This is a genomic window from Pseudomonas sp. NPDC087817, from assembly GCF_044742875.1.
In the GTDB taxonomy this organism is placed as follows: Bacteria; Pseudomonadota; Gammaproteobacteria; order Pseudomonadales; family Pseudomonadaceae; genus Aquipseudomonas.
Genome location: NZ_JBIUVJ010000019.1, coordinates 1 through 25807 on the forward strand (window position 1 = coordinate 1; position 25807 = coordinate 25807).

Here is a 25807-nt window from a genome sequence, read left to right on the forward strand (position 1 = left end):
CTGATCGAACACCCCGACCTGTCTGCCTATTCCACCCCCAGGGGCGGCTCGGTAAAGGGCTTCAATGTCGAGGAATACCTGTCGGTCAAGGAAGCGCGCAAGCTCGACCTGTTCATTCAGTACGGCCTCGCCGCCGGCTTTCAAGCCGTGCGCAATGCCGGACTCGAAGTCACCGACGCCAACCGTGAACGCATTGGCGTGGCCATGGGTTCGGGGATCGGCGGTCTGACCAACATCGAAGAAACCAGCCGAACTCTGCATGAGACGGGCCCGCGTCGAATCTCGCCATTCTTCGTGCCAGGCTCGATCATCAATATGATTTCCGGTTTCCTGTCCATCCACCTGGGGGCACAGGGACCTAACTACGCCATCGCCACGGCGTGTACCACCGGTACGCACTGCATCGGCATGGCGGCGCGCAACATCATGTACGACGAAGCCGACGTGATGATTGCCGGCGGTGCCGAAATGGCCGCGTGCGGTCTGGGCATGGGCGGCTTTGGTGCTTCCCGTGCACTTTCGACACGCAACGACGAGCCAACCCGCGCCAGCCGTCCATGGGACAAGGGCCGTGACGGTTTCGTGCTGTCCGACGGCGCCGGGGCACTGGTGCTCGAAGAGCTTGAACACGCCAAAGCGCGCGGTGCGACCATCTACGCCGAGTTGATCGGTTTCGGCACCAGTGGCGATGCGTTCCACATGACCTCGCCTCCTGCCGACGGTGCCGGTGCTGCACGCTGCATCACCAATGCGCTGCGTGATGCGAAGATCAACGTTGATCAGGTGCAATACATCAACGCCCACGGCACCTCGACCCCGGCCGGCGACCTTGCCGAAGCCAACGCGATCAAGTCGGTGTTCGGTGAGCACGCCTACAAACTGGCGGTCAGCTCCACCAAATCGATGACCGGTCACCTGCTGGGTGCGGCGGGCGCGGTCGAGGCGATCTTCAGTGTGCTGGCGATCAACAGCCAGGTGGCACCGCCGACCATCAACCTTGATGAGCCGGACGAAGGCTGCGATCTCGATTTCGTGCCGCACACGGCGCGCAACATGGACATCGATGTCGTGCTGTCCAACTCCTTCGGTTTTGGCGGTACCAACGGTACCTTGGCATTCCGCCGGTTCGCGGGCTGATGGACAGCTGGGTCGACGGTCAACCGGCTGACGCTCTGTCGCTGAAAGATCGCGGCCTGGCTTACGGCGATGGTCTGTTCGAGACCATCGCCGTGCATTGCGGTCAGCCAGTGCTGCTGGATCGACACCTGACACGTTTGGCTGAAGGCTGTACGCGTCTGGCCATCACGACTGATATCGAGCTGATTCGCCATGAACTGCTGAACTACGCGGCCGCGATGGGCGAGGGCGTGCTCAAGCTCATCCTTACCCGTGGCGACGGCCTGCGTGGTTATGCGCCCGATCCTGCGGCGCAGGCCCGACGTATTCTGCAAGGCAATCCGCCTGTGGTTTATCCCGCTGTTCATGCTGAACAAGGCATTCGCCTGTTTCCGTGCAACACGCGCTTGTCCAAACAGCCATTGCTCGCCGGGCTGAAACACCTCAATCGCCTTGAACAGGTTCTCGCCCGCGCCGAATGGCAGGACAGCGAGCATGCCGAAGGCTTGATGCTCGATCAGGCCGGTCGGGTCATTGAAGGCGTATTCAGCAATCTGTTCCTGGTGCGTGACGGTGTGTTGATTACCCCTGATCTGAAACGCTGCGGCGTGGCCGGGGTGATGCGTGCCGAAATATTGTTTCAGGCCGAGTCATTGGCTATCCCCACTCAAATGGCCGACATCAGCCTTGAACAGCTGCAATGGGCCGATGAAGTCTTCGTCTGTAACAGCGTGTATGGCGTCTGGCCGGTACGCGCCTACGCTGCACTGAGCTGGCCGGTTGGCCCGCTCACCCGTAAACTGCAAACCATTGCCCGCGCCCTACTGGATGCCTGATTTGTGAGACGTAAACTTTTGCTGCTGCTGGAAACCGGACTGGTTCTGGCAGGGCTGCTGTTGGGCGCCAGCGCCTGGAAGATTCACAGTGCACTGGAACAGCCTCTGAACATCACGCAGGAAGAGCTGCTGGATGTGCCGAAAGGCTCTACACCGACTCGTACATTCCTTTCGCTCGAAACCGATGGCGTCATCAAGGACGCGTTCTGGCTACGGATTTACTGGCGCTTCAATCTCGCCGGTACGCCGATTCATACCGGCGAATACCGCATGCAGCCGGGCATGACCGTTAACGGTCTGATCGACTTGTGGAAGCGTGGCGAAGTGGTTCAGTACAGCCTGACGCTGGTCGAGGGCTGGAATTTCCATCAGGTGCGCGCCGCGCTGGCGAAAGACGAGAAAATCGAACAGACCCTCAATGGTCTGAGCGACAGCGACGTGATGGCGAAGATTGGCCACAAGGGCCTGTTCCCGGAAGGCCGCTTCTTCCCCGATACCTACCGCTTTGTGCGCGGGGTCTCCGATACCGAGCTGCTGAAAAAGGCCTTCGATCGTCTCGATGAGGTGCTGGCCAAGGAGTGGGAAAAACGCTCCGTCGACGCGCCTTACAAGGAACCTTATCAAGCGCTGATCATGGCCTCGCTGGTCGAGAAAGAAACCGGTGTGCCACAGGAGCGCGGCGAGATTGCCGGGGTCTTCGTGCGCCGCATGGCGCTGGGGATGCAGTTGCAGACTGACCCGACGGTGATCTACGGTTTGGGCGATCGCTACACCGGCAAACTGACCCGCGCTCATCTCAAGGAGCCGACCCCGTACAACACCTATGTGATTCCCGGTTTGCCGCCGACGCCGATTGCGATGGTCGGGCGTGAAGCGATTCACGCGGCGCTGAACCCGGTGGAAGGCACCAGCCTGTATTTTGTCGCACGCGGCGACGGTAGCCATGTGTTCTCGGATGATCTGGATGCGCACAACAGTGCGGTGCGTGAATTCCAGCTCAAACGACGTGCGGATTACCGCTCCAGCCCGGCGCCGGTCACGACGCCCGAAGCGGCTCCGGCGACTGATGAAGCAATTCCCGCGGCATCCCCGGACACCGCGCCGGAAGCGCTGCCACAGGTTGCGCCGCAGGAGTCTGCACCGACTCCGGAAGCCGCTGCTCCACAAAACGCGCAATGACTTTGAATTAAGGACTGCCTGTGACTGGCTTGTTTATTACCCTGGAAGGCCCGGAAGGCGCCGGCAAAAGTACCAACCGCGAATATCTCGCCGAGCGCCTGCGCGCCGCTGGTATCGAAGTGGTGCTGACCCGCGAGCCCGGCGGCACGCCGCTGGCCGAACGCATTCGCGACGTGCTGCTGGCGCCGGCCGACGAAGTCATGAACCCGGACACCGAGCTGTTGCTGGTATTCGCCGCACGCGCCCAGCATCTGGCCGAAGTGATTCGTCCGGCACTGGCCCGTGGCGCTGTCGTACTCTGCGACCGTTTCACTGATTCGACCTATGCCTATCAGGGCGGCGGCCGTGGTTTGTCGCTGGAGCGTATCGCCGCACTGGAAGCCTTCGTACAGGGCGATCTGCGACCGGACCTCACACTGATTTTTGATCTGCCGGTGGAAATCGGCCTGGCCCGTGCCAGTGCTCGTGGTCGCCTCGACCGCTTCGAACTGGAAGGCCGGGCATTTTTCGAAGCGGTGCGCAGTGCGTTCCTCAGGCGTGCTGAAGCCGATCCTGCGCGCTATGTGCGCATCGATGCCGGTCAGCCGTTGGTCAAGGTTCAGCAATCGCTGGATACCTTGCTCCCGAACTTGCTGGAGCTGGCCCGTGGCTGAGGCCTATCCATGGCAGGACAGTCTCTGGCAGCAACTGGCCGGACGTAGCCAGCACGCGCACGCGTATCTGATGCACGGCCCGGCGGGAATTGGTAAACGCGCGCTGGCCGAGCGACTGATGGCCAGCCTGTTGTGCCAGCGCCCGACACCCGAGGCATGCGGCGAGTGCAAATCCTGTCTGCTGCTCAAGGCCGGCAGCCACCCGGACAATTACATCCTCGAACCGGAAGAGGCCGACAAGGCCATCAAGGTCGATCAGGTGCGCGATCTGGTCAGTTTCGTGGTGCAGACCGCGCAACTGGGTGGGCGAAAAGTGGTCTTGATCGAGCCGGTCGAGTCGATGAACATCAACGCCGCCAACGCCTTGCTCAAGAGCCTTGAAGAGCCTTCGGGCGATACCGTTCTGCTGTTGGTCAGCCACCAGCCAAGCCGTTTGTTGCCGACCATCAAGAGCCGTTGTGTGCAGCAGGCCTGTCCGTTGCCGGGTGAGGCGATGAGCCTGCAGTGGCTGGCGCAGGCGCTGCCGGATTGTTCCGAAGAGGAGCGTGTCGAACTGCTGACGCTGGCCGCCGGTTCGCCGTTGATGGCGGTCAGTCTTCAGTCCCAGGGCGTCCGCGAGCAGCGCGCGCAAGTGGTTGAAGGGGTGAAGAAGTTGCTCAAGCAGCAGCAGTCGCCGACGCAACTGGCCGAGGAGTGGAAGAGCATTCCGATGCTGCGGCTGTTCGACTGGTTCTGTGACTGGTCGAGCCTGATCCTGCGCTATCAACTGACTCAGGACGAAGCTGGCCTCGGTCTGACTGACATGCGTAAAGTCGTGCAGTACCTGGCGCAGAAGAGTGCGCAGGGTAAAGTCCTCGAGATTCAGGACTGGATTCTCGCCCAGCGGCAGAAAGTCCTGAGCAAGGCCAACCTCAATCCGGCGCTGCTGCTGGAAGCATTGCTGGTGCAATGGGCGGGATTGCCTGGTCAAAGATAGGAATGTGTACCTAGACTCTGAACATCAGCAGTGGAGGTCAACATGAATGAACCGATAAGCCCCGGGCCGCGCAACGGCATTCTGTCCCTGACCATCAAGGACAAGTCGGTGCTTTACGCCGCTTACATGCCGTTCATCAAGAACGGTGGCCTGTTCATCCCGACCAACAAGAGCTACAAGTTGGGCGACGAGGTGTTCATGCTGCTGAACCTCATGGAGGAGGCGGAGAAGATTCCGGTGGCCGGCAAAGTCGCCTGGATCACCCCGAAAGGTGCGCAAGGTAACCGCGCTGCGGGTGTCGGCGTGCAGTTCAACGATGGCGACAACACCGCCCGCAGTCGCATCGAAACCCACCTGGCCGGAGCCCTCAAGTCCGACCGTCCTACTCATACGATGTAAGTTGCAGTCTTTTTTATGCTCGTAGATTCCCATTGTCACCTTGATCGCCTCGACCTCGCCGCCCACGACGGCTCGCTGGATGCCGCACTCGATGCAGCCCGGCAGCGCGGAGTAGGGCACTTTCTGTGCATCGGCGTCAGCGCCGACAACGCCGCCGATGTCAAAGCCCTGGCTGAGCGTTATGCCGATGTTGATTGCTCGGTCGGCGTGCATCCACTGGACGTGCAGCCGGGCGCAGCCCCTGCACTGGACTGGTTGCTGCACGAACTCAATCACCCGAAAGTGGTGGCGATCGGTGAAACCGGTCTGGACTATCACTACGAACCGGAAGCCGCCGAACTGCAGCAGGAGTCCTTTCGTCTGCACCTGCAAGCGGCGCAACAGACCGGCAAACCGGTGATCATCCACACCCGTGGCGCCCGTGCCGATACCCTCGAACTGCTGCGTGAAGCGGCTTTGCCTCAGGCCGGTGTGCTGCACTGCTTCACGGAAGACTGGGACATGGCCAAGGCGGCGCTGGATATGGGTTATTACATTTCCCTGTCGGGCATTGTCACTTTCCGCAATGCCGATGCGCTGCGTGATGTGGCGAGCAAGGTCCCGGCGGATCGCCTGCTGGTGGAAACCGATTCGCCGTATCTGGCGCCGATCCCTTATCGCGGCAAACCCAACCTGCCGCAGTACGTACGTGAAGTAGCGGAGTTTCTGGCGATGTTGCGTGGGGAAAACTACGAGCGTTTTGCCCAGCAGACCACCGAGAACTTCAAGCGGTTGTTCCCGTTGGCTCATGTAAAAGCTTGAATCGCAGGCAAAAAAAACCCGGGTTCTGGGGGGTGAATCCGGGTTAAGACCATTAGGAGTAAAACAAAGGCACGCGGTCCCTTGGTACCTTTATCGGCGCGGCACTTGGGGGAGATGCCGCCCGACAGTTGAAGTATTGATCAGTCTGGCGTGCAGTCCAGTTAGCCGGTCGGGGTTTTTAAACAAATTTGGAATACGTTCGCTTCAGTTGAGTTCTCATTGCGCCCAAAACGTTCTCAAAACGAACAAGAAACACAGATATGGTCGGATGATCCGTGCATTTTTGTGCAAGTTAGGCATAATACGCGGCTTCGAATTTTGACCCTTCAGACCTTTTCTTATGCACAAAGAACCTCGTAAGGTCCGTGAGTTTCGTCGCCGCGAGCAAGAAATTCTCGATACCGCGCTCAAGCTGTTCCTCGACCAAGGTGAAGACAGTGTCACCGTCGAGATGATTGCTGATGCCGTGGGTATCGGCAAAGGCACGATCTACAAGCACTTCAAATCCAAGGCCGAGATCTATCTGCGCCTGATGCTCGATTACGAGCGCGATTTGAACGAGCTGCTGCATTCGGCCGATGTCGATAAGGACAAGGAAGCGCTGTCCCGTGCCTACTTCGAATTCCGCATGCGCGACCCGCAGCGCTATCGCCTGTTCGACCGCCTCGAAGAGAAGGTGGTCAAGGGCAATCAGGTGCCGGAAATGGTCGAGGAGCTGCACAAGATCCGTGCCTCGAACTTCGAACGCCTGACCCTGTTGATCAAGGGCCGCATCAGCGAAGGCAAGCTCGAAGATGTTCCACCGTACTTCCACTACTGCGCGTCCTGGGCGCTGGTGCACGGCGCCGTGGCGCTGTATCACTCGCCGTTCTGGAGCAACGTGCTGGAAGATCAGGAAGGTTTCTTCCAGTTCTTGATGGACATCGGCGTGCGCATGGGCAACAAGCGCAAGCGTGATCCGGAAACGCCGAGCAGCTGAATCATTCAGCGGCCTTATTGCGCCATGATTTCGCTACATGGCGCAGTACCGCAGGAATATACTCAGGCATAGGGCTTGCTAAAACTTGAATTCTGAGTCAAGTTTTAGCCGCTCGATTTTCCATCGCCGGAGTGATCATGATCGTTGATCGTCAAGGCAGGCGTTTTCGCAATTTGCGCATCAGCCTGACCTCAGCCTGCAATTACGCGTGTACCTACTGCGTGCCCAATGGCAAGCGGCTGGTCGCTGCGCAGGATGAACTGTCGGCCGAGGCCATGGCGCGCGGCGTGGCGTATCTGATCGAAGCCGCTGGCATCGAGCGTTTGCGCATTACCGGTGGCGAGCCACTGGTCAGCCCCAAACTCGAATCGTTCATGACCGCCGTCGGCAAGATGGGTCTGGACGACATCAGCCTGACCACCAACGGTCAACTCCTCGCGAAAAAACTGCCGCTGCTGGTCGATGCCGGTTTGCGCCGGATCAACGTGTCCCTCGATACCCTCGACGCCAATGCGTTTCGCAGCATCGCCCGTGGCGGCGATCTGGCCACCGTGCTCGATGGCATGGACCAGGCGGCAGCGGCGGGGATGAAGATCAAGGTCAACATGGTGCCGTTGCGCGGGCAGAACCTCGATCAGGTGATGCCGCTGCTTGATTACTGTCTGGCGCGTGGCTATGAGCTGCGTTTCATCGAGCTGATGCGCATGGGCCATCTGGCCAAGGACTCCAATGCTTTCCTGCAGCAGTTCGTCAGCCTGCAACAATTGCTGGAGCTGATCGGCGAGCGCTATGAGTACGCGCAAACCGACGCCCCGGTGGACGCCACCGCCGTGCGTTACGCGATTCCCGGTTTGGGCAACTTCGGTGTGATCGCCAACGAAAGTGTGCCGTTCTGCCGGACCTGCTCGCGACTGCGTCTTTCGTCGACCGGTTGGCTGCATGGCTGCCTGTCGTCGAGCAACCGTCACTATGTCGGGGATCTGCTGGACAAGCCGCGTCATCAGGCTTTGCCGGCGCTCCAGCGTCTGCTGGTCAAAGCCTTGGGCGACAAGCAGGAAGTGGCGTTCTCTGGCGGCGCGACTGTCATGAAGATCATCGGCGGCTGATTGTGGTGAGGGGATTTATCCCCGATGGGTTGCGGAGCGACCCCAAAACCATCTTCCTGATTCTGTCTGGCTCACCATAGATACCGAAATCACGACGGCTGCGCCGCCGAGCGGGAGCAAGCTCCCTCGCCACAAAGGCTTCATTTCAGGCCTTTGGGGCGTCATTTCAAATTTGATACCTGCACATTTTCAAGGACTGGCGCAAAAGCTGCATCCAACGGCCATTCGCCGGTTTTCCGTCACCGGCCACTGGAGGAATAGGATGCGTAGCCTGGTTTTGCTGCTGGCCGTTTTGGCGCTTGGCGGCTGTATGACTGTCAGCGATATGGCCGAAGGCACTCGCTATCAGATGAGCGATGCGGGGCTGCTCGATCATAGCGACAGTCGCCGCGTGAACAACTTCCGCATTCAACCGGATTCGTTTATCTACATCGCCCAAGGCGCGTTCGCACCGCCGGGTGGTTCGTATCCGCGACCGAACGTGGTGGCTGAAGAGGCCTTCAAGGGCTTCGTCGAATACTTCCCGATGGTCCGCCGCGCCCGTGCGCCGGAAGGCCTTGATCAGGCCATGGGCGAAGCTCGCGATGCCGGTGCGCACTACCTGCTGTACACGCGTTTCGCCAAGGCTGACGACCGCATCGGCAACTCCGATGAGTGGCTCGACGAGGAAGCTGTGGATCGCCTCGGTATCGATGGCGGCGTGATTCAGATCATGTTGATCGAGACCAGCACCCAGTATTTGATTGATACTGCACGGATCAAGAGTCGTGGCGGTTTACTGACGTTCCACGACAACAAGCCCGAAGACCTGATCGGCCCGCCGCTGGCTCAATACGCGCGCAGCCTGCTGGGAGTCGGCGACCAATAATTCAAGGAGTACGCCATGAGTGGCCCGCCAAAAGCCAATGACCTGTTGGGACAGATCCCCAAAACCAAAGGCCTGCCGCCGGTGCACTTGTGGAATCCGGACTTCTGCGGCGACATCGACATGCGCATCGCCCGCGACGGCACCTGGTATTACCTGGGCACGCCGATCGGGCGCAAGCCGATGGTCAAGCTGTTCTCGACGATCATTCGCCGCGATGGCGATGATTACTTCCTGATCACCCCGGTCGAGAAGGTCGGGATCAAAGTCGACGATGCGCCGTTTGTGGCCATTGCCGTCGAGGTTGAAGGCGAGGGTGAGGCGCAGCTTTTGCGCTTCACCACCAACGTTGATGAAACTGCCGAGGCCGGGTCCGAACACCCGATCCGGGTAGAGATTGATCCGACGACGCAAGAGCCGGCGCCTTACGTGCATGTACGCACTAACCTCGAAGCGCTGATTCACCGCAATGTGTTCTATCAACTGGTGGAACTGGCAGTCAGTCGAGAAATCGATGGGCAGCGCTGGCTGGGTGTATGGAGTGGCGGCGAGTTCTTCCGCATCGGCCTCGAACCCTGACAAACGCACAACCCCCCTGTAGGAGTGAGCCTGCTCGCGATAGCGGTGTATCAGTCACCATAAATACCGACTGATCTACCGCTATCGCGAGCAGGCTCACTCCTACAGGGGGTTTGTGTTTCAGCTGAAAATCCCGATTGACTGTTATTCGTATGATGATTAGCTTGATGACCCATCGCAAACAGCTTTGAGGTATCCATGTCCAGCAGCTTTCATGCCTCAACGGTCGACTGGCTCGGCAGCTGGATTGCCGCCGGGCAGGTCAAACCGGGCCAGACCATCAAGGTCGAGGCCGATCTGGGCGAGCAGCTTGGCGTCAGCCGCACGGTCATTCGCGAAGCGATCAAAACTCTCGTTGCCAAAGGCATGCTCGAAGTCGGGCCGAAGGTCGGCACCCGCGTGTTGCCGGTGCGGCGCTGGAACCTGTTCGATCCGCAAGTCGTCGGTTGGCTGTCACGTAATGGCTTACCGGAAAATTTTGTCGATGACTTGCTCGACCTGCGTCGCACCATTGAACCGATGGCCGTGCGCTGGGCTTGTGAGCGCGCGACGCTGGAACAGATTGAAGCGGTGCAACTGGCTTACAACGCCCTTGAGCGCGCCGTCGACAGCGGCATCGATTACAACCGCGCCGATCAGGCCTTCCACGAATGCATCCTTGCCGCCAGCCACAATCAGTTCATCGAACAAATGGTCCCGGCCCTCGGTGCGTTGCTAGCGGTGTCGTTCGAAGTTTCTGCCGCCGATCCCGATGAACTGCGCCGCACCCTGCCGATCCACAAAGACATGGCCGATGCAATCGCCGCCCGGGATGCCGCGCGAGGCGTGTGGGCCTGCATGACCTTGATCGACAATGCCGACCTGGCGATCAAACGTTTTTACCCGAAAGTCATGGCCGATAAAAAAGCCAGTTAATGCAAATTCGCCTGTGGGAGTGAGCCCGATCGCGATAGCGTCGTATCAGGCAAAGCAGCTTCGACTGATCCATCGCGATCGTGAGCAGGCTCACTCCTACAGTAAAAACAAGAAAAATGGAGACAGTTATATGCCGTGGACCGCCGTCACCCAGCACCGCGCCCAACTTGGCGAAGGGCCATTCTGGGACGCACCAACCCAAGCGCTGTACTGGGTCGATATCGCCGGTAAACAGGCCCTGCGCCTGATCGGCCAGAACGTGCAGATCTGGCAAATGCCCGAGCATGTTTCCGCGTTCATTCCATGCAACAGTGGCGATGCGCTGGTGACCCTGAGCAGTGGCGTTTACCGCCTCGATCTCGACTCCCCTGGACTCGAACCGCGCCTGACCCTGTTCTGCGTCGCCGATCCGCAACCGGGCAATCGTCCCAACGAAGCTCGCTGCGACGCGCAAGGCCGGTTATGGCTCGGCACCATGCAAAACAACATCGGCGAGCAGGGCGAAGATCTGCCGATCACACGCCGTTCCGGTGGATTGTTCCGTGTCGACCCCGATAAACGTGTCACGCCGTTGCTGCGCGGTCTGGGGATTCCCAACACGCTGCTGTGGAGCGACGACGGCACCACGCTGCTTTTCGGTGACAGCCTCGACGGCACGCTCCATCGCTACTTCATTCACGCCGACGGCAATCTCGATGCCGCACAAGTCTGGTACGGCCCGGATCAGCAGGGCGGCCCGGACGGTTCGGCGATTGATGCCGAAGGCTATGTGTGGAATGCCCGTTGGGACGGCAGTTGCCTGCTGCGCCTGACGCCTGAAGGCAAGGTCGACCGCAGGATCGATCTGCCAGTCAGCCGCCCGACCAGTTGCGTGTTCGGCGGTGAAGACCTGAAAACCCTGTACATCTCCAGCGCCAAGAGTCCGCACAACCATCCACTGGATGGCGCGGTGCTGTCGATGCGCGTGGATGTTGCCGGAAAACTCTGTACGCGATTCGTCGGATAAATCCCAAAATATGGGATGCAAAATTATATATTGAGATTATTTGGTGGTCGGGTTTATAGTCGGCTCCAGCAGTAACACGCACTCACACTTAAAAAGAACAAAACAGGTGAAGTGATGCAGCGAATGTCTATCGCACTCCCCAATGGAGTCCGCGTCTCGCAACGGTTCGATGCCGTCAGCGACGCCTGCCTGTTTTGTTTCAAACGCCTTCCAGACCGGACATCGGCAGATGCCCGGTTTTTTTGCGCTTGCGAACAGGAGTCCTGATCCATGGCTGAACCTCTTTCCCTGCCGCGGGTGCCCGCACCGCCGAAGGGTGAGCGTCTGCAAAACAAGGTCGTGCTGTTGACCGGTGCTGCCCAAGGCATCGGTGAAGCCATCGTTGCAGCCTTCGCCTCGCAACAAGCCAAACTGGTGATCAGCGACATTCAGGCGGAAAAGGTCGAGAAAGTCGCCGCCCAATGGCGCGAACAGGGCTTTGACGTGCAGGCACTCAAGGCTGATGTGTCACGTCAGCAGGATCTTCACGCCATGGCCAGACGTGCAGTCGAGCTGCATGGCCGCATCGACGTGCTGGTCAACTGCGCCGGGGTCAATGTGTTCCGTGATCCACTGCAAATGACCGAAGAAGACTGGCATCGTTGCTTCGCCATCGACCTCGACGGCGCCTGGTACGGCTGCAAAGCGGTGCTGCCGCAGATGATCGAGCAGGGCGTCGGCAGCATCATCAACATTGCCTCGACCCATTCCAGCCACATCATCCCCGGTTGCTTCCCGTATCCGGTGGCCAAGCACGGCTTGCTTGGACTGACCCGCGCACTCGGCATCGAATATGCGGCCAAGGGCATTCGCGTCAACGCCATCGCCCCGGGCTACATCGAAACGCAACTGAACGTCGATTACTGGAACGGCTTTGCCGACCCGCACGCCGAACGCCAACGCGCCTTTGATCTGCATCCGCCAAAACGCATCGGTCAGCCGCTGGAAGTGGCGATGACGGCAGTGTTTCTGGCTAGCGACGAAGCGCCGTTTATCAATGCTTCATGTATCACCATCGATGGTGGTCGTTCGGTGATGTACCACGACTGAACACTGCGGCTTCCATGCGGATAAATCCGCTTGAAATCCAATCATCATACGATATGACTATTTTCAACAGGCTTTGCAGAACCTTGCTTTAACGCTTTTCAAACATTGCTCAAAAAAAATAACAAGGAGTCAGCTTATGAAACGTCGTTTCGGGATTCGTACCCTGTGCAGTGCCGCCCTGGCGGTCACCGCGTTCAGCCTGAGCAGTGCGCTGCTCGCTGCCGATACCGTGAAAATCGGTTTTCTGGTCAAGCAGGCGGAAGAGCCGTGGTTCCAGACCGAATGGGCTTTCGCCGAGAAAGCCGCCAAGGACAAGGGCTTTGAACTGATCAAGATCGCTGTACCGGACGGCGAGAAAACCCTCTCGGCCATCGACAGCCTCGCGGCCAACGGTGCCAAGGGCTTCGTGATCTGCCCGCCGGACGTGTCGCTCGGCCCGGCCATCATGGCCAAAGCCAAGCTCAATGACCTCAAAGTCATCGCCGTCGATGACCGTTTCGTCGACGCCAACGGCAAGTTCATGGAAGACGTGCCGTACCTCGGCATGGCCGCGTTCGAAGTCGGCCAGAAGCAGGGCAACGCGATGGTCGCCGAAGCCAAGAAGCGTAACTGGGACTGGAAAGACACCTATGCGGTGGTCAACACCTACAACGAACTCGACACCGGCAAGAAGCGCACCGACGGCTCGGTGAAATCCCTCGAAGACGCCGGCATGCCGAAAGACCACATTCTGTTCGCCGCACTGAAAACCCTCGACGTGCCGGGCAGTATGGACGCGACCAACTCGGCGTTGGTGAAACTGCCGAGTGCGGCGAAGAACCTGATCATTGGCGGCATGAACGACAACACCGTGCTCGGCGGCGTGCGCGCCACCGAAGCCGCCGGTTTTGCCGCGACCAACGTGATCGGCATCGGCATCAATGGCACTGACGCCATCGGTGAACTGAAGAAGCCTAACAGCGGTTTCTTTGGCTCGATGCTGCCGAGCCCGCACATCGAAGGCTACAAGACCGCCGAGATGATGTACGAGTGGGTCACCACCGGCAAAGAACCGCCGAAGTACACGGCCATGGACGACGTCACCCTGATCACCCGCGAGAACTTCAAGCAAGAGCTGGAAAAAATCGGCTTGTGGAACTGACGTCGCAACGGCCCGGACAGCCGGGCCGTCTGATCGTGTGAAGAGGTGGTTCAAATGCACGCGCAAGTACAGACAAATGACAACGGCGGCAGCCTGCGCTTCAACGGGATCGGTAAAACCTTCCCCGGTGTGAAGGCGCTGGACGGCATCAGCTTCGTCGCCCATCCAGGACAAGTCCATGCACTGATGGGTGAAAACGGCGCCGGCAAATCGACCCTGCTGAAAATCCTCGGCGGCGCCTACATTCCGAGCAGCGGCGAGTTGCAGATCGGCGAGCGGACGATGGCCTTCAAGTCCACCGCCGACAGCATCGGCAGCGGCGTCGCGGTGATTCACCAGGAGCTGCATCTGGTGCCGGAAATGACCGTGGCCGAGAACCTGTTTCTCGGTCACTTGCCGGCCAGCTTCGGCCTTATCAATCGCGCTACGTTGCGCCAGCAAGCGTTGAACTGCCTCAAAGGCCTGGCCGATGAAATCGATCCGCAGACCAAGGTCGGACGCTTGTCGCTCGGCCAGCGACAACTGGTAGAAATCGCCAAGGCGTTGTCGCGTGGCGCGCATGTGATTGCCTTCGACGAACCGACCAGCAGCCTCTCGGCCCGCGAAATCGATCGGTTGATGGCGATCATCGGGCGCTTGCGTGACGAAGGCAAAGTGGTGCTTTACGTTTCCCATCGCATGGAAGAAGTGTTCCGTATTTGTGATGCGGTGACGGTGTTCAAGGACGGCCGATTCGTACGCACCTTCGACGACATGAGCCAGTTGACCCACGATCAACTGGTGACCTGCATGGTCGGCCGTGACATTCAGGACATCTACGATTACCGCCATCGCCCACGCGGCGCCGTCGCGTTGAAGGTTGACGGATTGCTCGGCCCGGGCCTGCGCGAACCGATCAGTTTCGAAGCGCACAAAGGCGAGATTCTCGGCCTGTTCGGGCTGGTCGGGGCAGGGCGCACCGAATTGTTTCGTCTGCTCAGTGGTCTGGAGCGCAACACTGCCGGACGCCTTGAGCTGCGCGGCCATGAACTGAAATTACGCTCACCGCGTGACGCGATTGCCGCTGGCATTCTGCTGTGCCCGGAGGATCGCAAGAAGGAAGGCATCATCCCGCTGGCCAGTGTCGCCGAGAACATCAATATCAGTGCGCGCGGTGCCAACTCCGGCCTCGGCTGCCTGATTCGCGGGCTGTGGGAAAAGGGCAACGCCGACAAGCAAATCAAAGCGTTGAAAGTGAAAACCCCGCACGCTGGGCAGCAGATCAAATTCCTTTCCGGCGGCAATCAGCAGAAGGCCATTCTCGGTCGCTGGTTGTCGATGCCGATGAAAGTCCTGCTGCTCGACGAACCGACCCGTGGCATCGACATCGGTGCCAAGGCCGAGATTTACCAGATCATCCATAACCTCGCCGCCGAGGGTATTTCGGTGATCGTGGTGTCCAGCGACCTGATGGAAGTGATGGGCATTTCCGACCGCATTCTGGTGCTCTGCGAAGGCGCCCTGCGCGGCGAAGTCAGCCGTGACCAGGCCAATGAATCCAACCTGCTGCAACTGGCTTTGCCGCGCCACCGCGCTGACGGCGTGGCGAACTGAGAGGTGACTATGATGACAACCCAGAAAGAAACCCTGCCGACCGAGCGCAAACCTTTGGATATGCGGCGCTTCCTCGATGACTGGGTCATGCTGTTGGCAGCCGTCGGTATCTTCGTGGCCTGCACGCTGCTGATCGACAACTTCCTTTCGCCGTTGAACATGCGTGGTTTGGGCCTGGCGATTTCCACCACCGGGATTGCCGCGTGCACGATGTTGTACTGCCTGGCGTCGGGGCATTTTGACCTTTCGGTGGGTTCGGTGATTGCTTGCGCCGGCGTGGTCGCGGCGGTAGTGATGCGTGACACCAACAGCGTGTTTCTCGGCGTTAGTGCGGCGTTGGTGATGGGCCTGATTGTCGGGCTGATCAACGGGATTGTGATTGCCAAATTGCGCGTCAATGCGTTGATCACTACGTTGGCGACCATGCAGATTGTTCGTGGCCTGGCGTACATTTTTGCCAACGGCAAAGCGGTGGGCGTGTCGCAGGAATCGTTCTTCGTCTTCGGTAATGGTCAGTTGTTTGGTGTGCCGGTGCCGATTCTGATTACTATCGTCTGCTTCCTGTTTTTCGGCTGGCTGCTGAATTACACCACTTACGGGCGCAACACCATGGCCATTGGTGGCAACCAGGAAGCGGCGCTGCTGGCGGGCGTTAACGTCGATCGCACCAAGATCATCATCTTTGCCGTGCACGGTGTGATTGGTGCGCTGGCCGGGGTGATTCTGGCGTCGCGGATGACGTCCGGGCAGCCGATGATCGGCCAGGGTTTCGAGCTGACGGTGATTTCGGCTTGCGTGTTGGGCGGGGTGTCGCTGAGCGGCGGGATCGGGATGATTCGGCATGTGATTGCCGGGGTGTTGATTCTGGCGATTATCGAGAATGCGATGAACCTGAAGAACATCGACACGTTTTATCAGTACGTGATTCGTGGTTCGATTTTGCTGTTGGCCGTCGTTATCGATCGTCTCAAACAACGCTAGATCCATTCTCTCCGAGTTGGCTTCAGCACTTAAACCTGTGGGAGCTGGCTTGCCAGCGATTGGGGCGGGTCATTCAACATCAGTTCTGAATGTGCCGCCGCTATCGCTGGCAAGCCAGCTCCCACAGGGATTTGCGGTTAAAGCAGAATTTACGGTTCGACGCATAACCTTTGTAGGAGTGAGCCTGCTCGCGATAGCGTTCTTTCAGTCACATCGATGCTGAAAGTGCCGACGTCATCACGAGCAGGCTCGCTCCCACAGGGAATCGCATCAAGTCCCGCCTTTTGTCACCTTCCCCAAATATTCCTTGCCCGCCCTGGCCCGTTTCGGTTATCACTTTGTACATGATTAGACAGGTACGATTTGACAAGAAACAACGGGTGGTCGACGAACTCGTCCGGCGCATCGAAAGCGGCCTCATGGAGGACGGCTTTCTATTGCCCGGCGAGCATCAGTTGGCTCAGGAATTCAAGGTCAGCCGCGGCACGCTGCGCGAAGCGCTGGCCGAATTGAAGCGGCGCAATTACATCGCCACGCAAAGCGGTGTCGGTTCCATCGTCACGTTTGACGGTGTGGTACTCGACCAGCGTAGCGGCTGGGCGCAGGCGCTGGCCGACAGCGGGGCGCTGATCAACACCGAAGTGCTGCGTCTGGAAGCCGTGACCCGGCCCGATCTGCTGGCCGTTTTCGGCACTGAGAAATTCATTACCCTCGACCGTCGCCGCCGTGCCAATGACGGCACGCTGGTGTCCCTCGAACGCTCATTGATGCCGGCCACCGGCGGCCTGGAAAGCCTGCCGCGCGTCGGTCTGATCGACAACTCCCTGACCATCACCCTGGCCGCCTACGGCTACATCGGCGAGCGCGGCGATCAGTGGATCGGCGCTGAACCGCTCAATGCCGAAGACGCTGAACTGCTCGGCCGCCCGCTCGGCACAGTGTTTCTCAAGGCTCTGCGCACCACTTACGACCGACAGAACCGCTTCATGGAACAGGTGGAAAGCCTGCTCGACCCGGTGCACTTCCGTCTGCACCTGCAATTTGGAGAATCGAAATGACTGCGCTCAACCGTGCCCTCGGTGCGTTTTATGGCCTGGCCCTCGGTGATGCGCTGGGCATGCCGACGCAATCGCTGAACCGCGAAACGATCAAGACCCGCTTCGGCCAGATTACTGATCTGCAGGACGCCGGCCCGCTGCAACCGATTGCCGCAAACATGCCCAAAGGCTCGATTACCGACGACACCGAGCAGGCAATCCTGGTCGGCGAGTTATTGGTCGAAGGCAAGGGCCGTATCGAACCGGCAATCCTCGCGCAACGCCTGATCGAGTGGGAAGCGGCGATGCAGGCCAAGGGCTCGCAGGACTTGCTCGGGCCGTCGACCAAACGTGCCATCGAAATGATCCTCGCCGGTCATTCGCCGGAAGAGGCCGGGCGTTACGGCACCACCAACGGCGCGGCGATGCGCATTACTCCGGTGGGAATCGCGGCAGATGTGGCTGATCCCGAGCGCTTTATTGCGGCGGTGGTGCAGGCCTGTCAGGTGACCCACAACACCACACTGGGGATTTCCAGTGCGGCGGCAGTGGCGGCGGTGGTCTCTGCCGGGATCAATGGCGTGGATCTGGGCGAGGCGTTGAACCTCGGTCAGCAAATCGCCCAGCAAGCGGAAGCGTACGGGCACTGGGTGGCCGGTGGACGTATTGCTTCGCGCATCAGTTGGGCGCGCACCATCAGCGTCGACAGCGACAAAGCGCTGCTTGCGGATCTGCTCTACGACGTGATCGGCACTTCGGTCGCGTCGCAGGAGTCGGTGGTGGTCTCGTTTGCGCTGGCGCAGCAAGTGGCGGTCGGTGAGATGACCGCGTTCGAAGCGTTGTGCATGGCGGCGAGTCTGGGTGGCGACACCGACACCATCGCGGCGATTCTCGGGGCAATGCTCGGGGCCTGCCTGGGCCTTGAGAGTTGGCCTGCACCGATGATTGAAACGGTGAAAGCGGTCAATCATCTGGAGCTTGAACCGTTGGTGCAGGGGCTGCTGGCTTTGCGCTGATTGAACTCACGCCATCGCTGGCAAGCCAGCTCCCACAGGGATAGTGCATACCTTAAGGTTCACTCTGGACCTGTGGGAGCTGGCTTGCCAGCGATAGGTGCACCGCAAATTTGATTTTTCCAACCCGCAATGGATCGCGCAGACAGGCCCAGGACGGCCGGTATGTCTTGTCGTCATGCGTCATTGCCACAACCACAAAAAAGGCAAACAGGAGCATTTTTCATGAGTTCATCAAACGCCGGGCAAAGCGCCGGGCAACTGGAAACCCGCGGCATCGAACCGGTGCCGGAAGCCGAGTGCAACGGGCATCCGCTGCAACTGTTCTGGGTCTGGTTCGCTGCCAACATTTCCATTCTCGGTTTGCCGCTGGGCGCCACGCTGGTCGCGTTTCGCGGGCTGGCGATCTGGCAGGCGATCATCGTTGCGATCATCGGCGCCGCCGGTTCGTTCGCCGTGGTCGGGATCATCTCGATTGCCGGTCGTCGCGGTCGGGCGCCGAGTCTGACGCTGTCGCGCGCGATCTTCGGCGTGCGCGGCAATATCGGCCCGACGCTGGTCTCGCTGATGTCGCGACTGGGCTGGGAAACCGTCAACACCACCACCGCCGCGTTCGTGCTGCTGTCGCTGTGCTCGATCCTGTTCGGCTCGCCGGTCGAGGCGAAAAGTGCGCCGGTGCTGACGCTGATCTTCATCGCGATTTTTGTGCTGCTGACCTTGGCGGTTTCCGGCCTTGGCCACGCCACGTTGCTGGTGATCCAGAAGTGGGCCACCTACGTGTTCGGCGCGCTGAATATTCTGGTCGGCGGTTTCCTCTGCGCCACCATCGGCTGGAGCGCGGTGTTCAACGCCACGCCCGCACCGATGAGCGCGATGATCATCGGCATCGGCACCATGGCCGCTGGCACCGGGATCGGCTGGGCCAACGCCGGTGCCGACATGTCGCGCTATCAACACCGCAGCGTCAAAGCCGTGCGTCTGGTGGCGTCGGCGGCGTTCGGCGCGGGCATCCCGCTGGTGCTGCTGATCACCCTCGGTGGCTTGCTGTCGGTCGGCAACAATGATCTGGCATCGGCGACTGACCCGATCGTGGCGATCCGCGACATGCTGCCAACGTGGATGGCCGTGCCGTATCTGATCACCGCGTTCGGTGGCCTGCTGCTGTCGAACAACCTGTCCGTCTACTCCGCCGGTTTGACCACGCTGACCCTCGGTCTGAAGGTCAAACGCGTCTACGCCGTGGTGGTCGACATCGTCGCGATCTTCGCCGGTTCGATCTACTTCATGCTGATCGCCGACAGCTTCTACGGCCCGTTCATTACCTTCATTTCCCTGCTGGCGGTGCCGATCACTGCGTGGGTCGGGATCTTCGTCGTCGACCTGATTCATCGTCACTACTACAGCCCCAAAGACCTTCTAGATGTCAGCCCGAGCAGCGCTTACTGGTATCGCGGCGGTATCGAATGGCGCGCGTTCGGCGCGTGGGCGATTGCCATCGTGCTCGGGTTCAGCTTCACCACCATTGGCACCACCGCTGAAAACGTCTGGTTCAAGGGCTTTCTGTCCGACTCGTGGCTGGGCCACAACGGCCTCGGCTGGATCGTGACGTTCGTGGTCGCCGGTGGCATTTATCTAGTCCTCGGCGGGGCGAAAGATCGCCGTGCCGCGCAAGTCGAGAATGCCCATGCCTAAGATGTTGCACACCGGCCAGGTCATCATCGACCTGGTCATGGCCGTGGAAAAACTGCCGCAGATCGGCGGCGACGTGCTTGCGCAATCCGCCGGTTTCGAGGCCGGCGGCGGCTTCAACGTGATGGCGGCGGCAGTGCGTAATGGTTTGCCTGTCGTCTACCTGGGCCGTCACGGCAGCGGCCGTTTCGGTGATCTGGCGCGGCAGGCGATGAACGCTGAGGGCATTCACATCGGCATCGCTGAGCCTGCGCAGCGCGACACCGGTTTGTGCGTGGCGCTGACCGATGCATCGGCCGAGCGCAGTTTCATTTCTTACATCGGCGCCGAAGGAGAGGTGACGATTGATGATCTGAACAGCGTCGCGGCCGAGGCTGGCGATTACGTTTATCTCAGCGGCTACAGCCTGTTGCATGAGGGCAAGGCGCAGGCGCTGCTTGACTGGACGCTGGCGTTGCCGGACTCGATCAACGTGGTGTTCGATCCGGGCCCGCTGGTGGAATCGCCGGATTCGCCAATGATGCAGGAATTGCTGCCGCGCATTGATGTGTGGACCAGCAACAGTGTCGAGGCGTTGCGCTTTACCGGGACTGAGGATATCGGCGCGGCGCTGGATCGTCTCGCCGAACATCTGCCCGCCGATGTGCTGATGGTGGTGCGCGACGGCCCGCAGGGCTGCTGGATTCACCAGGCCGGCGAGCGCCAGCATGTGCCTGGGTTTGCCGTGCAAGCGGTGGACAGCAACGGTGCCGGTGATGCGCATGCCGGGGTGTTTGTCGCTGGGCTGGCGCAGGGTTTGTCCGCCCTTGAAGCGGCGCGTCGGGCGAATGCGGCGGCGGCTTTGGCGGTAACGCGTTGGGGGCCGGCGACTTCGCCGGGGGGCGCTGAGGTTGATGCGTTAATCAGCAAGACTTTCGGCGACTGAACCGCCGCTATCGCTGGCAAGCCAGCTCCCACAGGTTTTTGTGGTGAACTCAGTATTTGTGTACAGCCGTACTCCCAGTGGGAGCTGGCTTGCCAGCGATGGGGCCGACAGCGGCACTGCAAAATTCTGATCTGGCCAGCCCTGCCTAAAGATCTGGCCGTCCGCCGCACGCGCGGCGAACGGCCCGGGTACTACTGCAGATCGAGCTTGCGCGCCGCTTCAACGCCGGCGGCGCTGAGCTTGATCGGCAGGTTCAACGAATGTTCGCCGGCCTCGTTGCAGGTCACGTGTCCGTGATGAATCAGTCCGCGATCCTGTAAGGCGGCGAGGGCACTGGCCACGACTTTCTCGCCCCGATAATTGTCCAGCACCTCCTTGCCCAAGCCGCTCGGGTGGGCGTGCAGCAGACGAGTGAGGACTTCTTTTTCCAGGTTTTTATCGACGTTCATGGTTACCTCTTCATGGATTGAATAGGACGCTCGCGTCGGCGAACTACTGACCGGAACCTTCAGAGCCCGAGCCACCGGTGGTGGTTTTCGAGCCGATGCCGGGACCGGCGTTATCCGGTGCTGCAGGGGAATCAGGGGTGTTCATGCCGCCCTGGCGACCCGGGTCGCTGCCTTGCGTGCGCGGATCGGTACCGGTGGCGGGGGGCTGGTTGATCAATGGCACGCCCGAGCCATCGGTGTTCATGCCGGGGGCACTGTTGATGGCGGGGGCTCGTGGCGGGGTCGGGTCGGTAGGGCCGGTGCCCGCTGCCGTCGTGGTGGCGGCGAAAACTGCGGGGCAGAGCAGGGCGCTGAATACGAAAGCGGTCAACCTTGACGGGATCATAGGGCTTCTCCAGTGATTGGAATCCTTACCCTCCGTTGGTCTGCTCTCGTTATGGATTGGTGCCTCATGAACGACGAACGGTCTGACTCGCGGCCACGGTTTTGACGTTGATCCGCCGCCAGAACAAACGCCCGACGGTGATCAGCCAGTTCGCCAGCGCAACCAGCAGCACGGTCAACAGCAACGTCGGCATGCCATGTTCAACAATGATTTTCCCCGCCAGCAAGGGAAAGCCGAACACGCCGATGAAGTACGACAGACTGAACAGCAGCAAGGCTTGCGACGTGGTGCCGGTTGGCGCTTCGTTGGCGGCGAGGCCATTGATCACTGAATAGGTGAGGCCGTAACTGACGCCGAGCATCAGCGCTGCCAGCAGATAACTGAAACCGCTGCGTACGCCAAAAGCGAACAGCACAATCGATGCCAGCATCAACCCTGACAGCAGGCACGATGCACGTAGCGGATCACGCTTGACCACGAAGCCTGCGATCAGCATCCGGCTGCTGATCGCCGCGCTCATGAACCCGAGGAAGAACAGCGAATAATCCAGCGAACGGGCGGCGGCGTAACTGGTCTGGAAACTCGACAGACCACCGAACACGCAGCCACCCAGGCCCACCATGATGATCGGGAACAGTGCGCGTGACCCGAGCACTTGCGTGGTTGCGCGCCAGGTGATTTTTGCCGCGCTGCTGGCTTGAGAACTGTGCAATCTCGACCCGAGCAGCCAGAACAGCAGCACGCCAATCAGACTCGCCAACGCGGCCAGATAAAACGCTGATGTCACCGGCAGCCCCATGGCACTGGCCGCACGTCCGAGCAACGGGCCGCTACCGATGCCGGTCATCATGCTGCCCGACAGCAAAGCGAAATATCTGGCCCGCTGCGCCGGACTCACCAGGCTCGCGACAATGATCGGCCCCAAGGTGTAAAACACGCCCCAGCCCAGGCCCAGCAGCAAGCCGAAAAACAACAACAGCTGGCCAAACCCCGGCGTCAGCGCAAAGCCCAGACTGGCCGCCACCAACAGCACGCCAAACAACGCAATCGAACGCGCCGCACCGAGCAGATCCGACAAATGTCCGGACATCAGCACCGCCACAAACGTGCTGAGCATCGCCGCCGAAATCACACTGCCGGCGTCGTGTTCGTTACCGCCGCGAGAGCTGATCAACAACGACAGCAAAAACGTCGAGCCGTAGGACAGCGACAACAGATAACTGGCGAGACAGAACAGGCCGAACAGCTTGCCTGAGACCTGAGGTGTGGCTGGCGACATGACGCGGTTCCTTGAGCGGCAAAATTCAGCGTCATCTAGATAACACGTCAGGCGCAGGGCTTAGGTCCGAGGTTGCTGAAGTCAGGATCGTCGTGCGCCGGAGTAACGCGCTGGACGATGCCGATCTCTTCCTTGAACTGCTCCATGAAACCTTTCAGGCGTTGATGCCGGTCTTGCGCCAGGCGCTGGCCGGCGACCGTCTGGAAACCATCGGCGAGGTGCAGCAGTTTGGTCTGGAAATGATCGAGGCAAAAACGCTTGTCATCGTAGTCGCGTTGTTTCGCTTCAGGATCCACGGGGTCGTAAAGCGCAGAGCCCATGCGCCCGGCGACGTAGAACGTGCGGGCAACGCCGAGCATGCCCAGCGAGTCGAGACGGTCGGCGTCCTGGACGATTTTTGCTTCGAGGGTCAACGGGGTGATGTTGGCGGAGAAACTGTGGGCTTCGATGGCGTGGGCGACGGTGGCGATTTTTTCTTCCGGCCAGTTCATTTCTGCCAATACCGCCGCAGCTTTTTCTGCCGCCAGACGTGAGGCTTGTGAACGCAGCGGCGAGTTCTTTTCTACGGCGACGCAATCGTGGAGCAGCACGGCCGCCAGCAACACCTCCAGGTCGCCGCCTTCCTCAGCGTGCAAAGTACGCACGTTGTGCCAAACACGCTGGAGATGTGCGAGGTCGTGAGCGCCGTCGTCTGAGGGTTCCAGAGCGTGGGGCAGCAATTCGGCGGCGAGATCCATCAAAGGCGCAAAAGCTGTAGCTGACATAGACATCCTGTTTATCGTCTGAGTAAAACCCGGTGGCGAGGGAGCTTGCTCCCGCTGGGTTGCGTAGCGGCCCCGGATCCCATCGATGTGGAGGATCAGGCAGATCGCATTTCCTGGATTATGCCTGCTTCGCAGCCAAGCGCGAGCAAGCTCCCTCGCCACAAAAGCAATGCGGCCTTAGTATGGCGTTTTCCTATTCCGACAAGGCCCGTCCATGACGATCGAAATCCGCCCGGCGACCCCCAGCGATGCACCGCAAATCCTCGCCTTCATCACTGAACTTGCGGATTTCGAAAAGGCCCGTCACGAAGTCATCGCCAGCGTCGCCGACATCGAACGCAGCCTGTTCGGCGAAGGCGCCACCGCCCACGGCCTGATCTGCCTGCGCGACGGTCTGCCGATCGGCTTCGCCGTATTTTTCTTCAGCTATTCGACTTGGTTGGGCAGCAATTGCCTGTACCTGGAAGACCTCTACATCACCCCCGAGCAACGCGGTGGCGGCGCCGGTAAAACCCTGCTGCGGCACCTGGCGAAAATCGCCTGCGACAACGACTGCGGGCGCTTCGAGTGGAGCGTGCTGGAGTGGAACACCCCTGCCATCGATTTCTACAAATCCCTCGGCGCGCAGCCGCAGGAAGAGTGGGTGCGCTATCGCATGGATGGCAAAGTGCTGCGCGAGTTTGCCGAGGGCTAAAGTGCCGCAATGGCAATCCGCTATTGATTCGATTGTCGCCAGTGCTCTGGTCCGGCATTCTACGCGCGCATTTTTGCGCGCTCACGGACGACACCTGCAATGCTTCTGGAACCCTTTCTTCACGCCCGTGGAGCCTTCGCTGGGTCAATGAGTGACCGGCGATGTGCGGACGTACAGGGAGTGATGCCATGAAGTGGTTACTGGTGAGCGTTGTGTGCCTGTTCTGCGTGTCCTGCGCCCGATCCCATGATATTCGGCCGGCGGTGTTAGCGTTCGACTCGATCAGTAGCGGCCACACCATCAGTGGTTACTACCTTGTGCGCTTTCATTCGGATACGGAACTGCTTGAACTGTTCGCCCGCGAAAAGAATGCCCGCAGTTTCGACCAGGTATTTGTTTGTGCACTGGCCGATGATACGGATTTTTCCGTTGGACACACGATGGCTCAAGCGGCGATGGGATTGATCGAAGAAAACCGGCAATCAACGCCAGGATCCGGCTTTGATTATCTGGCGCGTGTTTCTTTCAGAAGTCATACCGACAGATACCGCAGTTCAGAGTATCTGAGTAAGAGTGCCTTGAAAGGGTTGTTGCAAGGCAAACAAAGTATCCCTTGCAAGGTGGTCGTTATGGCAACCGGTTACAAGGCGTATTACACACGGTCGCTGTTTATGCCGGTGGCAGAAATATTGTCTGTTTTGAAGGCTGATGGAGCCGAGTGAGTAATTACTGCGCGCTTATCTGCAATCGTCGTAGTCAGGTATTTCAGGTGTTCATTTAATTGACAGGATGTTGGGTTGAAAAGGTATTTAGGGATTTGTTTTTTGCTATGCAGTGCCTGCGCCGAAAGACCAGAGATTGCGCGATCCGACATCGAGTTTGTTGCCATGGAGTATGTGCCCGGGAATGGCACCATTGAAGTTCGATTTGCTTCAGAGGCGGACTTGATGAATATCCTCAAGAGTGATTCGAAGACGATTCAGGACGGCAACACGTTGACGTGTTATCTGGATGCAAGACTCGATTTTCATGAGAGACACGGTCAATCGAACTTTCTAATCGGTGCCGTGGATGAACTGGATCGCCAGGGTGCACTTGGCAAACATCAATATTCGGCCCGTCTGGCATCGGTGCATAGCGATCATGAGGACGGCTCGAATACGTTTATTTCATCGGAACAGCTCTTGGCTTTTTTACGAGAGCGCAATGCCTTGGCCTGCCGGTTCAGTGCCTCGGGGTATTTTTCCGAGTCTTACCAATCCCATCCTGTCGGTATTGCAAGTTCCGAGTTTGCGCGCGTCATGGAACAGAGGGTCAAACATTGAATTTGCGTATCGCGAAGTGGCTGTTGATGGGTG

General features: G+C 59.6%; 28 protein-coding genes. 24 read left to right on the forward strand and 4 right to left on the reverse strand.

Features of this window, described 5'->3' with window-relative positions:
• From fabF to ACIONG_RS15045, 21 genes are all read left to right on the forward strand, one after another.
• Positions 1-1137, forward strand: a 1137-nt coding sequence (fabF, locus tag ACIONG_RS14945; protein WP_401300545.1) for a beta-ketoacyl-ACP synthase II, incomplete at its 5' end; no start/stop codon positions are given.
• Complete coding sequence (gene pabC, locus ACIONG_RS14950; protein WP_401300548.1) at positions 1137-1952, forward strand: aminodeoxychorismate lyase; 816 nt, start codon at positions 1137-1139, stop codon at positions 1950-1952. The genes fabF and pabC, both read left to right, overlap by 1 nt.
• A gap of 3 nt (positions 1953-1955) precedes the next feature.
• The gene (gene mltG, locus ACIONG_RS14955; RefSeq protein ID WP_401300551.1) at positions 1956-3131 is read left to right on the forward strand and encodes an endolytic transglycosylase MltG; all 1176 of its coding nucleotides are present in this window, start codon (positions 1956-1958) and stop codon (positions 3129-3131) included.
• A gap of 20 nt (positions 3132-3151) precedes the next feature.
• A complete protein-coding gene (gene tmk / locus ACIONG_RS14960; RefSeq protein ID WP_103306701.1) occupies positions 3152-3784 on the forward strand; it encodes a dTMP kinase in 633 nt (210 codons plus the stop codon).
• On the forward strand, positions 3777-4760 hold the full coding sequence (locus tag ACIONG_RS14965; RefSeq protein WP_103306700.1) for a DNA polymerase III subunit delta': 984 nt from the start codon (positions 3777-3779) through the stop codon (positions 4758-4760). Before tmk ends, ACIONG_RS14965 begins: the two co-directional genes overlap by 8 nt.
• Positions 4761-4802: 42 nt before the next feature.
• On the forward strand, positions 4803-5159 hold the full coding sequence (locus ACIONG_RS14970; protein WP_103306699.1) for a PilZ domain-containing protein: 357 nt from the start codon (positions 4803-4805) through the stop codon (positions 5157-5159).
• A gap of 15 nt (positions 5160-5174) precedes the next feature.
• Positions 5175-5960 carry a TatD family hydrolase gene (locus ACIONG_RS14975; protein ID WP_103306698.1) on the forward strand — a complete coding sequence of 262 codons (786 nt, stop codon included), beginning with the start codon at positions 5175-5177 and terminating at the stop codon, positions 5958-5960.
• A gap of 340 nt (positions 5961-6300) precedes the next feature.
• A complete protein-coding gene (locus ACIONG_RS14980) occupies positions 6301-6939 on the forward strand; it encodes a TetR/AcrR family transcriptional regulator (RefSeq protein ID WP_007908276.1) in 639 nt (212 codons plus the stop codon).
• Positions 6940-7076: 137 nt separating this feature from the next.
• Complete coding sequence (locus ACIONG_RS14985; protein ID WP_103306697.1) at positions 7077-8045, forward strand: GTP 3',8-cyclase MoaA; 969 nt, start codon at positions 7077-7079, stop codon at positions 8043-8045.
• 262 nt (positions 8046-8307) lie between these two features.
• Positions 8308-8913 carry a DUF4823 domain-containing protein gene (locus tag ACIONG_RS14990; RefSeq protein ID WP_093435410.1) on the forward strand — a complete coding sequence of 202 codons (606 nt, stop codon included), beginning with the start codon at positions 8308-8310 and terminating at the stop codon, positions 8911-8913.
• A gap of 15 nt (positions 8914-8928) precedes the next feature.
• Positions 8929-9489: a DUF1285 domain-containing protein gene (locus tag ACIONG_RS14995; RefSeq protein WP_401300558.1), complete on the forward strand. Its 561-nt coding sequence runs from the start codon at positions 8929-8931 to the stop codon at positions 9487-9489.
• A gap of 198 nt (positions 9490-9687) precedes the next feature.
• Complete coding sequence (locus ACIONG_RS15000) at positions 9688-10404, forward strand: FadR/GntR family transcriptional regulator (protein ID WP_213026274.1); 717 nt, start codon at positions 9688-9690, stop codon at positions 10402-10404.
• A 130-nt stretch (positions 10405-10534) separates the two neighbouring features.
• The gene (locus ACIONG_RS15005; protein WP_401300561.1) at positions 10535-11410 is read left to right on the forward strand and encodes an SMP-30/gluconolactonase/LRE family protein; all 876 of its coding nucleotides are present in this window, start codon (positions 10535-10537) and stop codon (positions 11408-11410) included.
• A 270-nt stretch (positions 11411-11680) separates the two neighbouring features.
• The gene (locus ACIONG_RS15010; protein WP_401300564.1) at positions 11681-12499 is read left to right on the forward strand and encodes an SDR family oxidoreductase; all 819 of its coding nucleotides are present in this window, start codon (positions 11681-11683) and stop codon (positions 12497-12499) included.
• 136 nt (positions 12500-12635) lie between these two features.
• Positions 12636-13640: a substrate-binding domain-containing protein gene (locus ACIONG_RS15015; protein ID WP_103306692.1), complete on the forward strand. Its 1005-nt coding sequence runs from the start codon at positions 12636-12638 to the stop codon at positions 13638-13640.
• 54 nt (positions 13641-13694) lie between these two features.
• Positions 13695-15233 carry an L-arabinose ABC transporter ATP-binding protein AraG gene (gene araG / locus ACIONG_RS15020; RefSeq protein WP_401300567.1) on the forward strand — a complete coding sequence of 513 codons (1539 nt, stop codon included), beginning with the start codon at positions 13695-13697 and terminating at the stop codon, positions 15231-15233.
• A gap of 12 nt (positions 15234-15245) precedes the next feature.
• Positions 15246-16214 carry an L-arabinose ABC transporter permease AraH gene (gene araH / locus ACIONG_RS15025; protein ID WP_103306713.1) on the forward strand — a complete coding sequence of 323 codons (969 nt, stop codon included), beginning with the start codon at positions 15246-15248 and terminating at the stop codon, positions 16212-16214.
• Between the two features lie 344 nt (positions 16215-16558).
• Positions 16559-17272: a GntR family transcriptional regulator gene (locus ACIONG_RS15030; RefSeq protein WP_103306690.1), complete on the forward strand. Its 714-nt coding sequence runs from the start codon at positions 16559-16561 to the stop codon at positions 17270-17272.
• Positions 17269-18267, forward strand: coding sequence for an ADP-ribosylglycohydrolase family protein (locus ACIONG_RS15035; protein ID WP_103306689.1), 999 nt, complete (start codon positions 17269-17271; stop codon positions 18265-18267). Before ACIONG_RS15030 ends, ACIONG_RS15035 begins: the two co-directional genes overlap by 4 nt.
• A gap of 222 nt (positions 18268-18489) precedes the next feature.
• Positions 18490-19956, forward strand: coding sequence for a purine-cytosine permease family protein (locus ACIONG_RS15040; RefSeq protein WP_401300571.1), 1467 nt, complete (start codon positions 18490-18492; stop codon positions 19954-19956).
• Complete coding sequence (locus ACIONG_RS15045) at positions 19949-20878, forward strand: PfkB family carbohydrate kinase (RefSeq protein ID WP_401300574.1); 930 nt, start codon at positions 19949-19951, stop codon at positions 20876-20878. The genes ACIONG_RS15040 and ACIONG_RS15045 overlap by 8 nt, the downstream gene beginning before the upstream one ends.
• 191 nt (positions 20879-21069) lie before the next feature.
• Here ACIONG_RS15045 and ACIONG_RS15050 read toward each other — a convergent pair whose 3' ends face one another.
• From ACIONG_RS15050 to ACIONG_RS15065, 4 genes are all read right to left on the reverse strand, one after another.
• Complete coding sequence (locus tag ACIONG_RS15050; protein WP_016986009.1) at positions 21070-21327, reverse strand: hypothetical protein; 258 nt, start codon at positions 21325-21327, stop codon at positions 21070-21072.
• A gap of 43 nt (positions 21328-21370) precedes the next feature.
• Complete coding sequence (locus ACIONG_RS15055) at positions 21371-21712, reverse strand: hypothetical protein (RefSeq protein WP_103306686.1); 342 nt, start codon at positions 21710-21712, stop codon at positions 21371-21373.
• A 64-nt stretch (positions 21713-21776) separates the two neighbouring features.
• Positions 21777-22991, reverse strand: a complete 1215-nt coding sequence (locus ACIONG_RS15060; protein ID WP_401300577.1) for an MFS transporter — start codon at positions 22989-22991, stop codon at positions 21777-21779.
• Positions 22992-23038: 47 nt separating this feature from the next.
• Complete coding sequence (locus ACIONG_RS15065) at positions 23039-23755, reverse strand: HD domain-containing protein (RefSeq protein WP_401300580.1); 717 nt, start codon at positions 23753-23755, stop codon at positions 23039-23041.
• Between the two features lie 214 nt (positions 23756-23969).
• On the opposite strand from ACIONG_RS15065, the gene ACIONG_RS15070 reads away from it, so the two are divergent.
• The 3 genes from ACIONG_RS15070 to ACIONG_RS15080 all read left to right on the forward strand — a co-directional run bounded on the left by ACIONG_RS15070 (position 23970) and on the right by ACIONG_RS15080 (position 25774).
• Positions 23970-24449 carry a GNAT family N-acetyltransferase gene (locus tag ACIONG_RS15070; RefSeq protein WP_103306682.1) on the forward strand — a complete coding sequence of 160 codons (480 nt, stop codon included), beginning with the start codon at positions 23970-23972 and terminating at the stop codon, positions 24447-24449.
• A gap of 188 nt (positions 24450-24637) precedes the next feature.
• On the forward strand, positions 24638-25171 hold the full coding sequence (locus tag ACIONG_RS15075) for a hypothetical protein (protein ID WP_256583595.1): 534 nt from the start codon (positions 24638-24640) through the stop codon (positions 25169-25171).
• A gap of 75 nt (positions 25172-25246) precedes the next feature.
• A complete protein-coding gene (locus ACIONG_RS15080) occupies positions 25247-25774 on the forward strand; it encodes a hypothetical protein (protein ID WP_401300584.1) in 528 nt (175 codons plus the stop codon).
• Positions 25775-25807: the final 33 nt, after the last annotated feature.